Source organism: Nocardioides sp. (assembly GCF_035429765.1).
GTDB lineage: Bacteria > Actinomycetota > Actinomycetes > Propionibacteriales > Nocardioidaceae > Nocardioides.
In genome coordinates, this window is record NZ_DAOMFK010000066.1 from 1 (window position 1) to 14630 (window position 14630).

Here is a 14630-nt window from a genome sequence, read left to right on the forward strand (position 1 = left end):
CGCCACCTCGGCGTCGGCCGAACCTACGCCGGAACCTACGTCACCTGCCCGCCCACGACCTCGACGTCCGCATCGTCCACGCCGCCACCGGCGAACTCCTCCGCGAGCTCACCATCGACCCCCGCAAGGACTACCAGCCCACAGGCAGACCACCAGGCCCCACACCGAAATGACCAACGGACCTACATTCTGTAGGTCCGGGCCATTCCGATGTCTCGAGACATCACACGGTCGGGCTGACAGGATTTGAACCTGCGACCCCTTGACCCCCAGTCAAGTGCGCTACCAAACTGCGCCACAGCCCGCTGCCCGGTGGTCGGCGAAGACCACCGAGGCGGAGTGAACCCTACCGCAGCCGCGATGATGGACCCCACATCGGGTCAGCAGGCGAGCGGAACCTCGGGGTGGCACTCGGTCCAGTCGCGGTCGTCGAAGGCCAGCGTGCCTTGCGGATCTCGGACGTACCACCGTCCGTGGGGAGAGCGCCACAGGTAGGTGGCCGGGCCCAGGCGCAGGTAGCGCCACCCCTTGAACGTCTTCATCCTGTGGTGTCTTCGACACAGCGGCGCGAGGTTGCACGAGCAGGTCGGGCCGTTGGCGTGGAAGGGGACGCGGTGGTCCTTGTCGCAGCGTCGCGCCCGCCGGGTGCAGTGCGGGTAGGCACAGGCGTGGTGCAGCTGCTCGACCTGCTGGGCGAGCCTCTCGGGGACCTCGTAGGAGTCCACCTGGAGGTGCTCGCTGAGGTCGAGGATCCCCGTGACGGCCAGGTGCGTGTCCTCGCGACCGCACCAGCTGCGGACCTGCTGCTCGAGCACGGCGCTGGCGTTCCACTCGCAGCGCCCCACCGGGGCCAGGCCCTTCAGCGACTCAGCGGTCAGGTGCACGAACAGCTGGATCTGCTTGCGAGGCCGCCCTGAGGGGGCCGTCCCGGTCAGCAGGTCGAGGGCGCCCTGGGGGTCCGCGAGGACCCCGACGGCCATCGACCGGCGCACGTCCAGCGGTTCCGCACATCCGCGCTCCGCGAGCGCTTGCGCGACCAGACCCACGGTGGCGTCGAAGTCGATGATGTCCTTCAGGTCCGCCCTGATCTCGACGAGGCCGACGCCGTCGTGGCTGACGTCTTCGAAGACCCGGACCCGCCTCGCCTCCAGCGCCTCCAGCTGGGCGAGCTCCCGCTCGCGCGGATACAGCCGCAGCATGGCCTCATCCAGCAGCCGGCCCAGAGTCACTGGACCGACCTTGTGGGCGATCGGACCGACCGCCTCGTCGATGTGGGCCGCAACGTCATCGGGCCGGCCGATCGTGCGCTCGGCGATCCGGCGGGCGCGCCACGCCGGCAGTTCGCCCGCCAGCAGCCTGCTCCACACCCGGGGCAGCCGGTGGCGCAGCTCAAGCGCCTCGTGGATGAGCCTGGTGCCCGCGTCGTGGGACAGCCCGACAGCAAGCGCCAGCTCCGCCGGAGCCTCCCATGCCACCCCCGGCAGGTGCTCGTCATCGAAAGCACCCCCCTCGCCGGGCAGCGTGGGGTGCAGGTCGGCCCACTCCGTGGCCCGGACCACGAGCAGGGTGTCGGCACGCCGAGACACGCTGGCCAGAGTCGCGGCGGAGGAGAGCACCTCGGCGGAGGTGCTGAGCGGGATGCCGGCCAACGGGTTCATGAAGGGATCATTCCCCGAACACCTGTTCGTTAAACGTCCGATGTGAACATTTCGCGAGAACTTCGCACGCTCAGCTGGCCAGCCGCAGCACGCCCCAGGTGAACGGCTGGACGGCGCCTGAGGGCGTGTGGTGCTCGGTGCGCTCGGCGTGCAGGAGCTCGAAGTCCTCACCGAACGCCTGCTGCAGCGCGGCGGGCGAGTAGCGGGCGGTGGGCAGCCCGGAGCACCGCTCGGGCCCGTCCTCCGCGAACGTGCCGACGACCACCAGACCTCGCGGGACGGCGGCTCGGACACGCTCGAGGTACGCCGCGCGGTCGGCCGGGTCGGTGAGGAAGTGGAAGACCGCCCGGTCGTGCCAGACCTCGTAGGTCTCCTCGGGGACCCAGTGCACGACGTCACCTGCGATCGTGGTGAGGTGACGACCGAGTTCGGCCGCGCGGTGCTCCGCGAGGGAGAGTGCCCGCACCGAGAGGTCGAGCACCGCCACGCGCGGCACCCCACGCTCGAGAAGGGCCTCCGCCAGGGTGGAGGCCCCGGCCCCGATGTCGATGACGGACCGGGGCAGCCCCTGGGAGAGCACCAGCCGCAGCGAGGTCTCGGGGGTCGGCTCGTACCAGCTCAGCGAGTCGGGTGCGTGGGCGGCGTACACCGCGTCCCAGTGCGCGGTCCGGTCGGTCACCGGCTCACCTCTTGCGCTTCTCCCGGGGCCGCTGCTGGAGCACGATCGGCGTCCCGACGAACCCGAACTCCTCACGCAGGCGCCGTTCGATGTAGCGCTCGTACCCCGAGTCCAGCCGACCGCTGGTGAACAGGATGAACGTCGGCGGCGCGGTGGACGGCTGCGTGGCGAACAGGATCTTCGGCTGCTTGCCGCTGCGCACCGGGTGCGGGTGCTCGGCGACCAGCCGGCCCAGGAAGGTGTTCAGCGCGCCGGTGGGGACCCTGGTCTCCCAGCCCTCCAGCGCGCGGTCCAGCGCCGGCACCAGCCGGTCCACGTGCCAGCCGGTGCGGGCGGTGACGTTGAGGCGCGGCGCCCACTGCACCTGCACCAGGTCCCGCTCGATCTCGCGCTCCAGGTAGTGGCGGCGCTCCTCGTCGACCAGGTCCCACTTGTTGAACGCGATCACCAGTGCCCGTCCGGCGTCCCGGACGGTCTGCAGGATGCGCACGTCCTGCTCGGACAGCGACTGGGCGGCGTCCACCACCAGGACCGCGACCTCGGCCCGGTCGATGGCCGTGGTCGTGCGCAGGGAGGCGTAGTACTCGTGGCCGGAGGCCTCCTTCACCCGCTTGCGGATGCCGGCGGTGTCGATGAACCGCCAGGTGCGCCCGCCCAGCTCGATCAGCTCGTCGACCGGGTCGACGGTGGTGCCGGCGACGTTGTCGACCACCACCCGCTCGGCGCGGGCCAGTCGGTTCAGCAGCGAGGACTTCCCGACGTTCGGCTTCCCGACGATCGCGATCCGCCGCGGCCCGCCCACCTCGGCGAACGACTCCGGCGGGGTCTCCGGCAGCGCCTCGAGGACGGCGTCCAGCAGGTCGCCGGAGCCCCGGCCGTGGAGCGCCGAGACCGGGAACGGCTCGCCGAGCCCGAGGTTCCACAGCGCGTAGGCCTCGGCCTCGGCGCGTTGGTCGTCGACCTTGTTCGCCGCCAGCACCACCGGCTTGCCGGACCTGCGCAGCACCCTCACCACCGCCTCGTCGGCGTCGGTGATGCCCACGGTCGCGTCGACGACGAAGAGCACGGCGTCGGCCAGGGTCACCGCGACCTCGGCCTGGGCGGCGATCCGTTCGGCGAGGCCGCGGGCGCCCGGGTCCCAGCCGCCGGTGTCGACCACGGTGAAGGCGCGGCCGTTCCACGAGGCGTCGTAGGAGACCCGGTCCCGGGTCACCCCCGGACGGTCCTCCACGACCGCCTCGCGTCGGCCCAGGATCCGGTTGACCAGCGTCGACTTGCCCACGTTCGGCCGGCCGACGACGGCCAGCACGGGCACCGGGCCGGAGGTCTCCTCGCTCATGCTGCTCCTCGGGCCGGGTCGGGGGGTTCATCGGCTCCGGGGGTGCCCGGCGGCAGCGGCCCGGGCAGCTCCCGGCCGGTGCTGGCCAACGCCGCCGCCTGGGCCGCTTGCAGGTACGCCTGCAGGGCCGCCGACGCCTCGGCTACCTGCTCCTTGCGGCGTGGCCACCGCACCGCCGGCACCTGCCAGGCGGGGCTGTAGACGAGATCGATCACCGCGTGCCTGGGGGGCGTGGCGTACTTGTCCTCCCCCGGCGCCCGGGTGCCGAGGATGGTCACGGGTACGACGGGGGCCCCCGTCACCAGCGCGAGGTAGGCGGCGCCGTGCTTGAGGCGCTGCAGGTCGCCGGCCCCGCGGGTGCCCTCGGGGAAGATCCCGACGACACCGCCGTCGCGCAGCACGCCCAGGCACGCCTTCACGGCTCCGGGGTCGGGGTGGAAGCGGTCCAGGCGGATCTGCCCGGAGGCGTGCAGGAACGGACCGGCCGCGCCGGAGAACATCTCCTGCTTGGTCAGCGCGTGCACGGGACGGGGGCTGAAGATCGCCAGCACCGGCCCGTCCACGGCACCGATGTGGTTGCTGGCCAGGATGACCGGCCCGCTGGGGGGGACGTTCTCGGCGCCGTGCAGCCGTACGTCCAGCCGGGTCCGCACCACCGCCCGTGCCGCGGGGCGCAGCGGGTGGAGCAGGTAGCGCGGCGGGTGCCGCAGGTCCGCGCTGCGGGGCGGCTCGCGGTGGGCCAGGGCGCGACGTCGGAACCCGGTCACGCCCGCTCCCCCACGGCCGTCACCAGGGCCACCACCTGGTCGATGACCTGCTCGAGGGTGTACGCCGTGGTGTCGAGGTGGACAGCCCCGTCGGCCTGGACCAGCGGGGCGGTGGCACGTCCGGTGTCGATGCGGTCCCGGTTGAGCAGGGACTCCCGGGTGGCGTCCTCGTCGGCCCCACCCTCCTCCGCGGCCCGGCGCTGGGCCCGGGCGGCCGGGTCGGCGGTCAGGAAGACCTTCACCTGGGCGTCCGGAGCCACGACGGAGCCGATGTCGCGTCCCTCGACGACGATGCCGCCCGCTCCGATCGCCTCACGCTGGACCTCCAGCAGGCGCCGGCGTACCTCCGGGACGGCGCTGACCGGGCTCACCGCCGCGTTCACCTCGTCGCTGCGGATCGCCACCGACACGTCGGTGCCGTCGACGGCGATCGTCGGGGCCAGCGGGTCGGTCCCCGACACGATCCGGGGCTCCGCGGCGCGCGCGGCGACCGCTGCGGCGTCGTGGACGTCCACCCCGGCCCGCAGCATCCACCAGGTCATCGCCCGGAACATCGCGCCGGTGTCGAGGTAGCGCAGTCCGAGCCGACTCGCGACCCCGCGGGAGGTGCTGGACTTCCCGGAGCCGGAGGTCCCGTCGACGGCGACGACGAGGCCGGACGGCGTGCTGCTCACGGGCCTCACCCTACCGGTGGGTGACCCAGCCCCGAGACTCCAGACAGGCCAGCAGGGTCTCTGCCCGGCTCTCGGCGACGACCAGCTCCACCAGTCCGGTGGGCCGGCCCGGGTCGTGGTCGATGTGCACGTCCTCGATGTTGACCCCGCTGGCTCCGGCGTCGGCGAACAGCCGGGCCAGCTCACCCGGGGTGTCTGGCACGGACACGAAGACCGAGAGCGTGTCCTGGGTGGGCCCGCCGTGCTTGCCGGGGATGGCGCGCGTCCCGGCCACGCCCCGCGCCAGGAGCCCGCCCAGCGCGGTCCGCTCCCCTGCCGCGACGGCCGTCATCAGCTCCTCGAGCTGCTCGCGGACCTCGGCGAGCAGGTCCAGGACCGCCTCGGCGTTCCCGGTCACGATCTGCTGCCACAGCGCCGGGTCACTGCCGGCCACCCGGGTCACGTCCCGCACGCCCTGACCGGACAGCGCGAGGTGCTCGGCGGGTGCGTCCACCAGGCGGCCGGCCATCAGCACCGACATCAGGTGGGGCAGGTGCGAGGTGCGGGCGACGGCGCGGTCGTGCTCCTCCGGGGTGAGCACCACGGGCACAGCCCCGCAGGTCCGAGCCAGCGCCTGCACCAGCGCCGCGGCCTCGGGTGCGGCGGTGGCGGCCGGAGCCACCGCCCACGGACGGGCGTCGAAGAGCGCGGCCGTCGCCGCCAGCGGGCCCGACCGCTCGCTGCCCGCCATCGGGTGGCTGCCGACGTAGCGGGCGAGCTGCTCGGGCGTCACGGCGGCGGCGACCTCGTGCAGCGGGAGCGACTTGATGCTGCCCACGTCGGTGACCACCGCGTCGGTGCCGCGCAGGGCCTCGACGACCACCGGGCCCAGCAGGTCGGGGGGAACGGCCACCACCACCAGCTGCGGGCGGTCCCCCGGCGCCACCGGTCGTCCCGCGCCCAGCCCCGAGGCGGTGCGCACGTGCTCGGGCGAGACGTCGGAGAGCAGCACCTCCAGGCCGGCCCGACGGCAGGCCAGCCCGATGGAGGTGCCCAGCAGCCCGGTGCCGACGACCAGGACGGGCCCGGTCAGCGTCACTGCCGGTCCTGGTCGGGCACCGAGCGCACCCGGGTCAGGTCGGTACGCAGCGCCGCGGCGCCGTGCAGGTAGCAGTGGGTGACGTCGGCGCGGGGCAGGTCGGTCTCCACGTGCGCGAGCATGCGCACCACACGGGGCATGGAGCCCGCGATCTCCAGCTCCCGCGCGCACAGCAGCGGCACCTCGCCGAAGCCGAGCCGCCGCGCGGCGTACGCCGGGAACTCCGCGACCAGGTCGGAGGTGGCGGTGAAGATCACCGAGATGAAGTCGTCGACGGCCAGGTCGTTGGAGTCCATCACGGCGGTCACCATCTCCGCCACCCGCACGAGCATGTGCTCACGGGTGTCGGCCTCGAGCTGGGTCGCGCCCCGCACCGCCCGCACGGCCACGCCTCTCGCCTCGCTTTCCACGCCGCTTCGCTGTCGGGCCAACCCTAGTCCCGCCGGGACTCACATCCCCGCGCTGTCCAGCAGCGCCCCCAGCTCGTCGGGGGTGAGCTCACGGACCGCGCCGGGGGCCAGCGAGCCCAGCCGCACCGGCCCGATCGCAGTCCGGGTGAGTCGGCGCACCGGGTGGCCGAGCTGGTCCAGCAGCCGGCGGACGATCCGGTTGCGGCCCTCGTGGAGGACCAGCTCGACGATGGTGCGGCCGGCGGCCCCGCCGGCTCCGCGGCTGACCACCCGGGCCCGGGAGGCGACCACGGGGCCGTCCTCGAGCAGCACCCCGGACAGCAGGGTGCGGATCGCGGCGCGGTCGACGTCCCCCTCGACCTCGGCGACGTAGGTCTTGTCCACCTCGAAGGAAGGGTGGGCCATCCGCTGGGCGAAGTCCCCGTCGTTGGTGAGCAGGATCAGCCCGGAGGTGTCGGTGTCGAGCCGGCCGACGTGGAAGAGGCGCTCGGGCCGGTCGGCCACCAGGTCGGCCAGGGTCCGGCGCCCCTCCGGATCCGCCATCGTGGAGACCACCCCGCGCGGCTTGTGGGCGACGAGGTAGACGTGCGGCGAGGCCGGCGGCAGCCGCCTGCCCTGCACCCGGATCACCGCGGTGGCGGGGTCCACCTTGGTGCCCAGCCGGGTCACCACCTCTCCGTCGACCTCGACCTCGCCGGCCAGCATCAGCTCCTCGCAGCGTCGCCGCGACGCGACGCCGGACTGTGCGAGCAGCTTCTGCAGCCGCACCAGGCCATCCTCGGACGCGTCGGAACGGCTCACGCGGGCGCCTCGGGCGCCGGCTCCGCGGCCGCCAGCTCGTCCTCGAGGTCGGCCATCTCGGGCAGGTACGGCGCGAGCTCGGGCAGCTCGTCGAGGGAGATGATGCCGATCCGCTCGAGGAAGTAGGAGGTGGTCCGGTACAGCGTGGCGCCGTGCTCGCCGTCGTGCCCGGCCTCCTCGACCAGTCCGCGGGTCAGCAGCGTGCGCATCACCCCGTCCACGTTCACCCCGCGGATCGCCGAGACCCGGGCCCGCGAGACGGGCTGCTTGTAGGCCACCACCGCCAGGGTCTCCAGCGCCGCCTGGGTCAGCCGGGCCTGCTGCCCGTCGAGCACGAACGCCTCCACCACCGCCGCGTACTCCTCACGGGTGTAGAAGCGCCAGCCGCCGGCGACCGGGCGCAGCTCGAAGCCGCGGCCCTGCTCGGTGTACTCGCGCGCCAGGTCGGCCAGCGCGTCGCGCACCTCCGCCACGGCGTACCCGACCGCGGACGCGAGGGTGACCTCGTCCAGCGGCTGGTCGGCGACCATCAGGACCGCCTCCAGCGACGGTCGCAGGTCGGCCATGGGCACCTCCAGGGTGCCGCCGTCGACCGGCTCGGGCGCGGGCTGCTCGCTCACGTCGTCTCCTCCTCCGGCACGGACTCCTGGTCCTGCCCCGCTTGGTCGAACTCGTCGTCGATCTCGATCTCGCCCTGCTCGGTGCCGGTCCAGCGCACGGTCAGCTCGCCCATCGGGGTGAGCTGCTCGAAGCCGACCGCCCCCTCGCGGAACAGCTCGAGCAGGGCCAGGAACCGCGCCACGGTGGTGACCGTGTCCGGGGAGTCTCCGCACAGCGCCCGGAAGGTCATCGTGCCGCTGCGCCGGAGCCGCTCGACGATGAGGCCGGCCTGCTCCCGGACGCTCACCCGCGTCGCGTGGATGTGGTGCAGCGACACCTCGGGAACCGGTTTGGGCTCCATCGCACGCGTGGCCAGCGCAGCGAACTGGTCGAGCCCGATCCCGATCAGCACCTCCGGGAGAAGGGTGGCGAACCGCTCCTCCAGCCCCACCGCCCGCGGGTGCCGGCGGCCCTCGTCGGCCAGCCGGCGCTCCATGACTGCGGCGACCTGCTTGAAGGCCTTGTACTGCAGGAGCCGGGCGAACAGCAGGTCGCGGGCCTCGAGCAGCGCCAGGTCCTCCTCGTCCTCGACGTCTCCCTGCGGGAGCAGCCGGGCCGCCTTGAGGTCCAGCAGGGTCGAGGCCACCAGCAGGAACGACGTCGTCTGCTCCAGCTCCCACGTCGAACCCCCGGCCTTGACGTGGGCGATGAACTCGTCGGTGACCGTGGACAGCGAGACCTCGGTGATGTCCAGCTTGTGCTTGGCGATGAGGCTCAGCAGCAGGTCGAAGGGGCCCTCGAAGTTCTCCAGCCGCACCTCGAAGCCCGGTGACTCCTCGAGGTCGTTCATTCCTCGCTCAGCCGCCGCACCAGCAGGCTCTCCTCGCCATCGGCCTCGAACTCCTCCAGGACCAGGGCGAGCGCCTCGCGCACCAGCCGGCCGCGGTCCACCGCCAGGCCGTGCTCGGCCCGCAGCCGCAGCCGCACCTGCTCCAGGTGCAGCAGCTCGGCAGAGGTGATGTAGACGGTCATCTTCTCGTCGTGCCGGACCCGGCCCGAGGGTCGCCGCCGCGGCGTGCTGCCCTCGACGGCGGCCGGCTCGTCCGGGACCCGCTCGTCGGTCGGGCGGAACAGGTCGTCAGCGGCCGGGAGGCTCACCCGTCGAGACAACGGGCCAGCACCTCCTTGGCCAGCTGGCGGTAGGCCTCGGCGCCGGGGGAGCTGGAGGCGTACGACGTGATCGGCTCACCCGCCACCGTGGAGTCGGAGAACTTCACTGTCCGCCGGATGACGGTGTGGAAGACCTTGTCGCCCCACGCCTCGACCAGCCGCTGCATCACCTCGCGGCCGTGCAGCGTGCGGCCGTCGTACATGGTGCCGAGCACCCCGTCGATCTCGAGCTTCGGGTTGAGCCGCTCGCGCACCTTGTCGATGGTGGTCTTGAGCAGGGCCACCCCACGCAGTGCGAAGTACTCGCACTCCAGCGGCACGATGACCCCGTCGGAGGCGGTCAGCGCGTTCACCGTCAGCAGGCCGAGGGAGGGCTGGCAGTCGATGAGGATCATGTCGTAGCGCTCCAGCGCAGGCGCCAGCACCCGGGCCAGGGTCTGCTCCCGGGCCACCTCCTGCACCAGCTGCACCTCGGCGGCGGACAGGTCGATGTTGGAGGGCAGCAGGTCCATGCCGGGGACGCCCGAGGGGACCACCACGTCGTCGAGCTCGACGTCGCGCTGCATCAGCAGGTTGTAGATGGTCAGCTCCATCTCGTGCGGGCTCAGCCCCAGGCCCACCGAGAGCGAGCCCTGCGGGTCGAAGTCGACCAGCAGCACCTTGCGGCCGTACTCCGCCAGCGCGGCCCCGAGGTTGATCGTGGTGGTGGTCTTCCCGACGCCGCCCTTCTGGTTGCACATGGCGATCACCCGGGCCTGGCCGTGCTCGGTGACCGGCGGCGGCTCGGGCAGCACCGGCAGCGGCCGGCCGGTGGGCCCGACCGGGAACGGGATGGGGTCGCTCATCGGCGTCTCGTCTCCTGGGGAAGAGGGAGGAACGGGAGACGGGATCAGTGGCGGCATCTCGGGGGCACTGCCGACACCACCGGGATACCCCAGGCCACTGCTCATCTGCACTCCTTTGTCGACTCGACGACATCGCGTCGAGCAGGGCAAGGCTAGGCCCGGCCTCCGACAGCGACAACCCGGACCCCCGATACCCCCAGGCCCGCGCCGAATCTGTTGAGGGCGTGTGCACACCCGCCCCCGGTGCGTCCACAGGCGGCGTGCCTCCTGTGGACAGCGCTGTGCACAACGTACGATCCCACCATCGCTCGCGCATCCCGACTCCTCGTGGCTCTGGTTGCCCTGCTGGCAGCCACCTGGGCCGCCGGCGGAGCGGTGCTGCCACCGGTCGTCGGGTCCGGCACCGCGACGCTCGCCCGGGCGGCGGCGGCCTCCGCCGTCCAGCCGAACCTCATCCTGATCACCACCGACGACCAGAACCTCGACGAGCTGCGCTGGATGCCGAAGACCCGGAGGCTGCTCGGCGGGCACGGGGTCACCTTCACTCGGGCACTCTCCCCGGCACCGGTGTGCTGCCCGGCCCGGGCGGAGATCATCACCGGCCAGCTCGGGCAGAACAACGGCGTGCGGGAGAACAGCGGCCCCCACGGCGGCTACCACGCACTGCGTCAGAAGCAGAACACCCTCGCGCGCTGGCTCCAGCGCGCGGGGTACCGCACCGCGATGATCGGCAAGTACCTCAACGGCTACACCCGGGCCGACGGGCGCCCTCGTGGGTGGACCGCGTGGAGCCCCAGCGTGGGCAGCCTGTACGGCTACACCGCCACCACGTTTCTGCGCAACGGCCATCGGCGGACGTACCACAGGAACGTCACCCCGGTGATCTCCTCGTTCACCGCACGCTACGTCCGCACCTTCTCCGCCAGCGGGCAGCCCTTCTTCATCTGGGCCTCCCACGTCCCGCCGCACGACCGCTACACCGGCACGACCGAGACCGGGGACGCTCGCTTCCGGCACCCTCTTCCCACCCCGCGGCACCGGAACGTCCTGACGCACGTGCGGGCACCGGTGGTGGCGAAGCCCTCCTTCAACGTCGCGGGCGGCCCGGACCAGCCGTACGCCGGGCTGCGCCGCCCAGCGCTGGATCCCGCCGGGATCCAGCGCCTCTTCACCGCCCGGATCCAGTCCCTGCAGGACGTCGACGACGCGGTCGCCCGCCTGGTCCGGGTGCTGGGCGCCACCGGCGAGCTCAACCACACCTACCTGGTCCTGGCCTCGGACAACGGGGTCCTGCTCGGTGAGCACCGGCTGCTTGGGAAGAACAAGCTCTACCGCGAGGCCCTCGAGGTTCCCTTGGTGGTGCGGGTGCCCGGGATGGACCACGCGGTCACCTCCTCACTGCCGGTTACCCTGGCGGACCTGGCGCCCACTTTCGTCGACCTCGCCGGGGCAACGGCGGGCAGGGTGATGGACGGCCGCTCGTTCGCCGGCCTGCTCTCCGGGGAGGCAGGAGGTGCGGGAGCAGGGCGCTGGCGGGACACCCAGCTGGTGCAGACGGGGACGACCAGGCGGAGGTCCCCGGACGGCTGGGAGTTCCGGGGGGTCTGGACAGCCCGGTACACGCTGATGCGCGAGGCTCGCAGCGGCGCGACGTACCTCTACGACCGGCGAACCAACCCCTTCGAGGGCGTCAGCGTGGCGCACCGGTCGCGCTACCACCGAGTCCTGGTGGAACTGCTCCATCGGCTGCGCCGTCTCGAGGGCTGCGCCGGCGACTCCTGCAACCGACGGTTCGGCCCGCTGCCTAGAGCTGGCGCAGCCCGCTGACGGTCAGCACCAGCTCGCCGCACTCGTCGGAGGCGTCGAGGTCGACCAGCGCCTCCAGGACCCAGTCGTGGTGCCCGGCCGGGTCGGCCAGGGTCTGCCGCACCCGGCGCACGCCGCCCTCGGCCGGGGCGATGTCCAGCAGGGCCGGCCCCCGGGCGTCGGCACCGGTGTCGATGCGGTCGTGCTCGGCGTAGTACTCCCCCAGCGCCTCGTCCCAGGCCGCCTCGGTCATCACCACCTCCCCGGGCGGGTCGGTCCGTTCGGCCATCGCCCGCTCCAGCCGAGCCAGCCCGGCCACGTCGTCGCGGGCGCACAGCTGCACCCGGGCGAACATGGCGTTGCGGATCATCACCCGGAAGGCCCGGTCCTGCTGGGACAGCGGCCGCGGCGGCGGGCCGGGAGTCCGGTGGGCGACGTCGTCGCGGACGCTGTCGGGGTGGGTCAGCGCCTCCCACTCGTCCAGCAGCGAGGAGTCGGTCTGCCGCACCGTCTCCCCCAGCCACTCCACCAGCACCTCCAGCTCCGGGGTGCGGTGCGCCTCGGGCACCGAGTGGCGCAGGGTCCGGTAGGCGTCGCTGAGGTACCGCAGGACCAGCCCCTCCGAGCGGGCCAGCTGGTAGCGCGACACCAGGTCGGTGAAGCCCATCCCCAGCTCCCACATCTGCCGCACCACCGACTTGGGGTCGAGCGCCTCCTCCGGCAGCCACGCGTGGGTCTGGCGGTACGTCGCGTAGGTGGCCTCGAGCAGCTCCCGCAACGGCTGCGGCCAGGTGACCTCCTCGAGGAGCAGCATCCGCTCCTCGTACTCGACGCCCTCGGCCTTCATCGCCGCCACCGCCTCCCCGCGGGCGGCGTACTGCTGGGCGAGCAGGACCTGCCGCGGTGCCTCGAGCACGGACTCGACGACCGAGACGATGTCGAGGGTGTAGGTCTCCGCCTCGGGGTCCAAGACGTCCAGGGCGGCCAGCGCGAAGTGGGCCAGCGGCTGGTTGAGGGCGAAGTCGGGCGGCAGGTCCACGGTGAGCACGTAGCGTCGGCCGAACTCGTCCGGCTGCGGCAGCCGGGTGACCACCCCGGAGCGGACCAGGCTGCGGACCAGCCGGACCGCCCGCCTGGCCAGCCGCAGCTGGTGGCGTCGCGACTCGTGGTTGTCGGTGAGCAGACGCCGCAGCACCGGGAAGGCGTCCTCCTCGCGGGCGAGGACGTTGATGAGCATCGCGTTGTCGACCTTCATCCGCGACGGCAGCGGCTCGGGCTGGCCGGAGACGAGCTTGTCGAAGGTCTGCTCGCTCCACACCACCGTTCCCTCGGGGGGCTTCCTCAGCTGCGGCTTGCTGCGCTTCTTGGGGTTGGCGGCGTTGCGGGCCTCCGCCTTGGCTCTGGCCCGCTCGTTCTCGATGACGTGCTCGGGGGCCTGCACGACCACGTAGCCGGCGGTGTCGTAGCCGGCACGGCCGGCCCGCCCGGCGATCTGCTGGAACTCGCGCGTGCGCAGCACGCGCTGCCGGTTGCCGTCGAACTTGGTGAGACCGGTGAACAGCACCGTCCGGATCGGCACGTTGATGCCCACGCCGAGCGTGTCGGTGCCGCAGATGACCCGGAGCAGCCCGGCCTGGGCGAGGGTCTCGACCAGCCGGCGGTACTTCGGCAGCATCCCCGCGTGGTGCACGCCGATGCCGCTGCGCAGCAGCCGGGACAGGGTGCGCCCGAAGCCGGCGCCGAACCGGAAGGCGCCGATGTGTGCGGCGATCGCGGTCCGGTCCACGGGGCCGGCGGCGGCCAGCCCCTTGCCGAGCAGTGAGGTGGCGTGCTCGACCGCGGCCGCCTGGGTGAAGTGGACGACGTAGACCGGGGCCTGACCGGTGGTGACCAGCTCCTCGAGGGTCTCGGCCAGCGGGGTCATCGCCCAGGAGAACGACAGCGGCACCGGTCGGACGGCGTCGTCGACCACGGCAGTGTCCCGGCCGGTGCGCCGGGTGAGGTCGGCGGCCAGGTCGGTGACGTCGCCCAGGGTGGCCGACATCAGCAGGAACTGGGAGCCGGTGAGCTCGAGGAGCGGCACCTGCCAGGCCCAGCCCCGGTCGGGCTCGGCGTAGAAGTGGAACTCGTCCATGACCACCACGCCGGCCCCGGCACGGCTGCCCTCCCGTAGCGCGATGTTGGCCAGCACCTCGGCGGTGCACGCGATGATCGGGGCCTCGGCGTTGACCGAGGCGTCGCCGGTGAGCATGCCGACGTGGGCGGCGCCGAACACCTCGCAGAGCGCGAAGAACTTCTCACTGACCAGCGCCTTGATCGGCGCGGTGTAGAAGGCTCGTTCACCGCCCCTGGCCAGCTGCAGGTACGCCGCCGCGGTCGCGACCAGGGACTTGCCCGAGCCGGTGGGGGTGGCGAGCACGACGTTGCTGCCGCTCAGCAGCTCCAGGACGGCCTCGTCCTGGTGGGGGTAGAGCGAGAGCCCCTGGTCGGCCACCCACGCGGTGAACACCTCGTACACCCCGTCCTCGGTGACCGGACCGTCGGGGACCTGCAGCTCAGCCATCCAGGGCCCGGGGGTGGGCGGTGGCGTAGACCTCGCGCAGGTTGTCGACGGTGACCAGCGTGTAGACCTGGGTGGTGGTGACCGAGGCGTGCCCCAGCAGCTCCTGGACGACGCGCACGTCCGCCCCGCCCTCGAGCAGGTGGGTGGCGAAGGAGTGGCGCAGCGTGTGCGGGGAGACCTCCCGAGTCATGCCGGCCCGGTCGGCGGCCCGGGCCAGGACCCAACAGGCGATCTGCCGCG

15 protein-coding genes and 1 tRNA gene are annotated in these 14630 nt (G+C 72.8%); 1 reads left to right on the forward strand and 15 read right to left on the reverse strand.

The window, feature by feature from the left end; translation table 11 throughout:
- Positions 1-231 precede the first annotated feature (231 nt).
- The 13 genes from PLP61_RS08165 to PLP61_RS08225 form a co-directional block, all read right to left on the reverse strand.
- Positions 232-305, reverse strand: a tRNA-Pro gene (locus PLP61_RS08165).
- Positions 306-380: 75 nt separating this feature from the next.
- Positions 381-1658, reverse strand: a complete 1278-nt coding sequence (locus tag PLP61_RS08170) for an HNH endonuclease signature motif containing protein (protein WP_324502120.1) — start codon at positions 1656-1658, stop codon at positions 381-383.
- A 70-nt stretch (positions 1659-1728) separates the two neighbouring features.
- Complete coding sequence (locus tag PLP61_RS08175; protein WP_324502123.1) at positions 1729-2337, reverse strand: class I SAM-dependent methyltransferase; 609 nt, start codon at positions 2335-2337, stop codon at positions 1729-1731.
- 4 nt (positions 2338-2341) lie between these two features.
- Positions 2342-3676, reverse strand: coding sequence for a ribosome biogenesis GTPase Der (gene der / locus PLP61_RS08180; RefSeq protein WP_324502125.1), 1335 nt, complete (start codon positions 3674-3676; stop codon positions 2342-2344).
- Positions 3673-4443: a lysophospholipid acyltransferase family protein gene (locus PLP61_RS08185; RefSeq protein ID WP_324502126.1), complete on the reverse strand. Its 771-nt coding sequence runs from the start codon at positions 4441-4443 to the stop codon at positions 3673-3675. Before PLP61_RS08185 ends, der begins: the two co-directional genes overlap by 4 nt.
- A complete protein-coding gene (cmk, locus tag PLP61_RS08190) occupies positions 4440-5117 on the reverse strand; it encodes a (d)CMP kinase (RefSeq protein ID WP_324502128.1) in 678 nt (225 codons plus the stop codon). The genes PLP61_RS08185 and cmk overlap by 4 nt, the downstream gene beginning before the upstream one ends.
- A gap of 10 nt (positions 5118-5127) precedes the next feature.
- Complete coding sequence (locus PLP61_RS08195) at positions 5128-6195, reverse strand: prephenate dehydrogenase (protein WP_324502129.1); 1068 nt, start codon at positions 6193-6195, stop codon at positions 5128-5130.
- Positions 6192-6584, reverse strand: coding sequence for a chorismate mutase (gene aroH / locus PLP61_RS08200; RefSeq protein WP_324502131.1), 393 nt, complete (start codon positions 6582-6584; stop codon positions 6192-6194). Before aroH ends, PLP61_RS08195 begins: the two co-directional genes overlap by 4 nt.
- Positions 6585-6644: 60 nt before the next feature.
- A complete protein-coding gene (locus tag PLP61_RS08205; protein ID WP_324502133.1) occupies positions 6645-7406 on the reverse strand; it encodes a pseudouridine synthase in 762 nt (253 codons plus the stop codon).
- Positions 7403-7972, reverse strand: coding sequence for an SMC-Scp complex subunit ScpB (gene scpB, locus PLP61_RS08210; RefSeq protein ID WP_324502148.1), 570 nt, complete (start codon positions 7970-7972; stop codon positions 7403-7405). Before scpB ends, PLP61_RS08205 begins: the two co-directional genes overlap by 4 nt.
- Positions 7973-8022: 50 nt before the next feature.
- Positions 8023-8856 carry a segregation and condensation protein A gene (locus PLP61_RS08215; RefSeq protein WP_324502135.1) on the reverse strand — a complete coding sequence of 278 codons (834 nt, stop codon included), beginning with the start codon at positions 8854-8856 and terminating at the stop codon, positions 8023-8025.
- The gene (locus PLP61_RS08220) at positions 8853-9164 is read right to left on the reverse strand and encodes a hypothetical protein (RefSeq protein ID WP_324502137.1); all 312 of its coding nucleotides are present in this window, start codon (positions 9162-9164) and stop codon (positions 8853-8855) included. The genes PLP61_RS08215 and PLP61_RS08220 overlap by 4 nt, the downstream gene beginning before the upstream one ends.
- Positions 9161-10021 carry a ParA family protein gene (locus tag PLP61_RS08225; protein WP_324502139.1) on the reverse strand — a complete coding sequence of 287 codons (861 nt, stop codon included), beginning with the start codon at positions 10019-10021 and terminating at the stop codon, positions 9161-9163. Before PLP61_RS08225 ends, PLP61_RS08220 begins: the two co-directional genes overlap by 4 nt.
- A gap of 327 nt (positions 10022-10348) precedes the next feature.
- On the opposite strand from PLP61_RS08225, the gene PLP61_RS08230 reads away from it, so the two are divergent.
- The gene (locus tag PLP61_RS08230; RefSeq protein ID WP_324502142.1) at positions 10349-11848 is read left to right on the forward strand and encodes a sulfatase family protein; all 1500 of its coding nucleotides are present in this window, start codon (positions 10349-10351) and stop codon (positions 11846-11848) included.
- Here the strand turns inward: PLP61_RS08230 and PLP61_RS08235 are convergent.
- Together PLP61_RS08235 and PLP61_RS08240 are read right to left on the reverse strand one after the other, a co-directional pair.
- On the reverse strand, positions 11826-14390 hold the full coding sequence (locus tag PLP61_RS08235) for a DEAD/DEAH box helicase (RefSeq protein ID WP_324502144.1): 2565 nt from the start codon (positions 14388-14390) through the stop codon (positions 11826-11828). The genes PLP61_RS08230 and PLP61_RS08235 overlap by 23 nt on opposite strands.
- A partial coding sequence (locus PLP61_RS08240; protein WP_324502146.1) for a tyrosine-type recombinase/integrase occupies positions 14383-14630 on the reverse strand: 248 nt, incomplete at its 5' end. The genes PLP61_RS08240 and PLP61_RS08235, both read right to left, overlap by 8 nt.

Coding starts and splice junctions, on each gene's coding strand:
- PLP61_RS08170 (WP_324502120.1), bottom strand. CDS start 1,658: ATGAACCCGTTGGCCGGCATCCCGCTCAGCACCTCCGCCGAGGTGCTC.
- der (WP_324502125.1), bottom strand. CDS start 3,676: ATGAGCGAGGAGACCTCCGGCCCGGTGCCCGTGCTGGCCGTCGTCGGC.
- scpB (WP_324502148.1), bottom strand. CDS start 7,972: ATGGCCGACCTGCGACCGTCGCTGGAGGCGGTCCTGATGGTCGCCGAC.
- PLP61_RS08215 (WP_324502135.1), bottom strand. CDS start 8,856: ATGAACGACCTCGAGGAGTCACCGGGCTTCGAGGTGCGGCTGGAGAAC.
- PLP61_RS08225 (WP_324502139.1), bottom strand. CDS start 10,021: ATGAGCGACCCCATCCCGTTCCCGGTCGGGCCCACCGGCCGGCCGCTG.
- PLP61_RS08235 (WP_324502144.1), bottom strand. CDS start 14,390: ATGGCTGAGCTGCAGGTCCCCGACGGTCCGGTCACCGAGGACGGGGTG.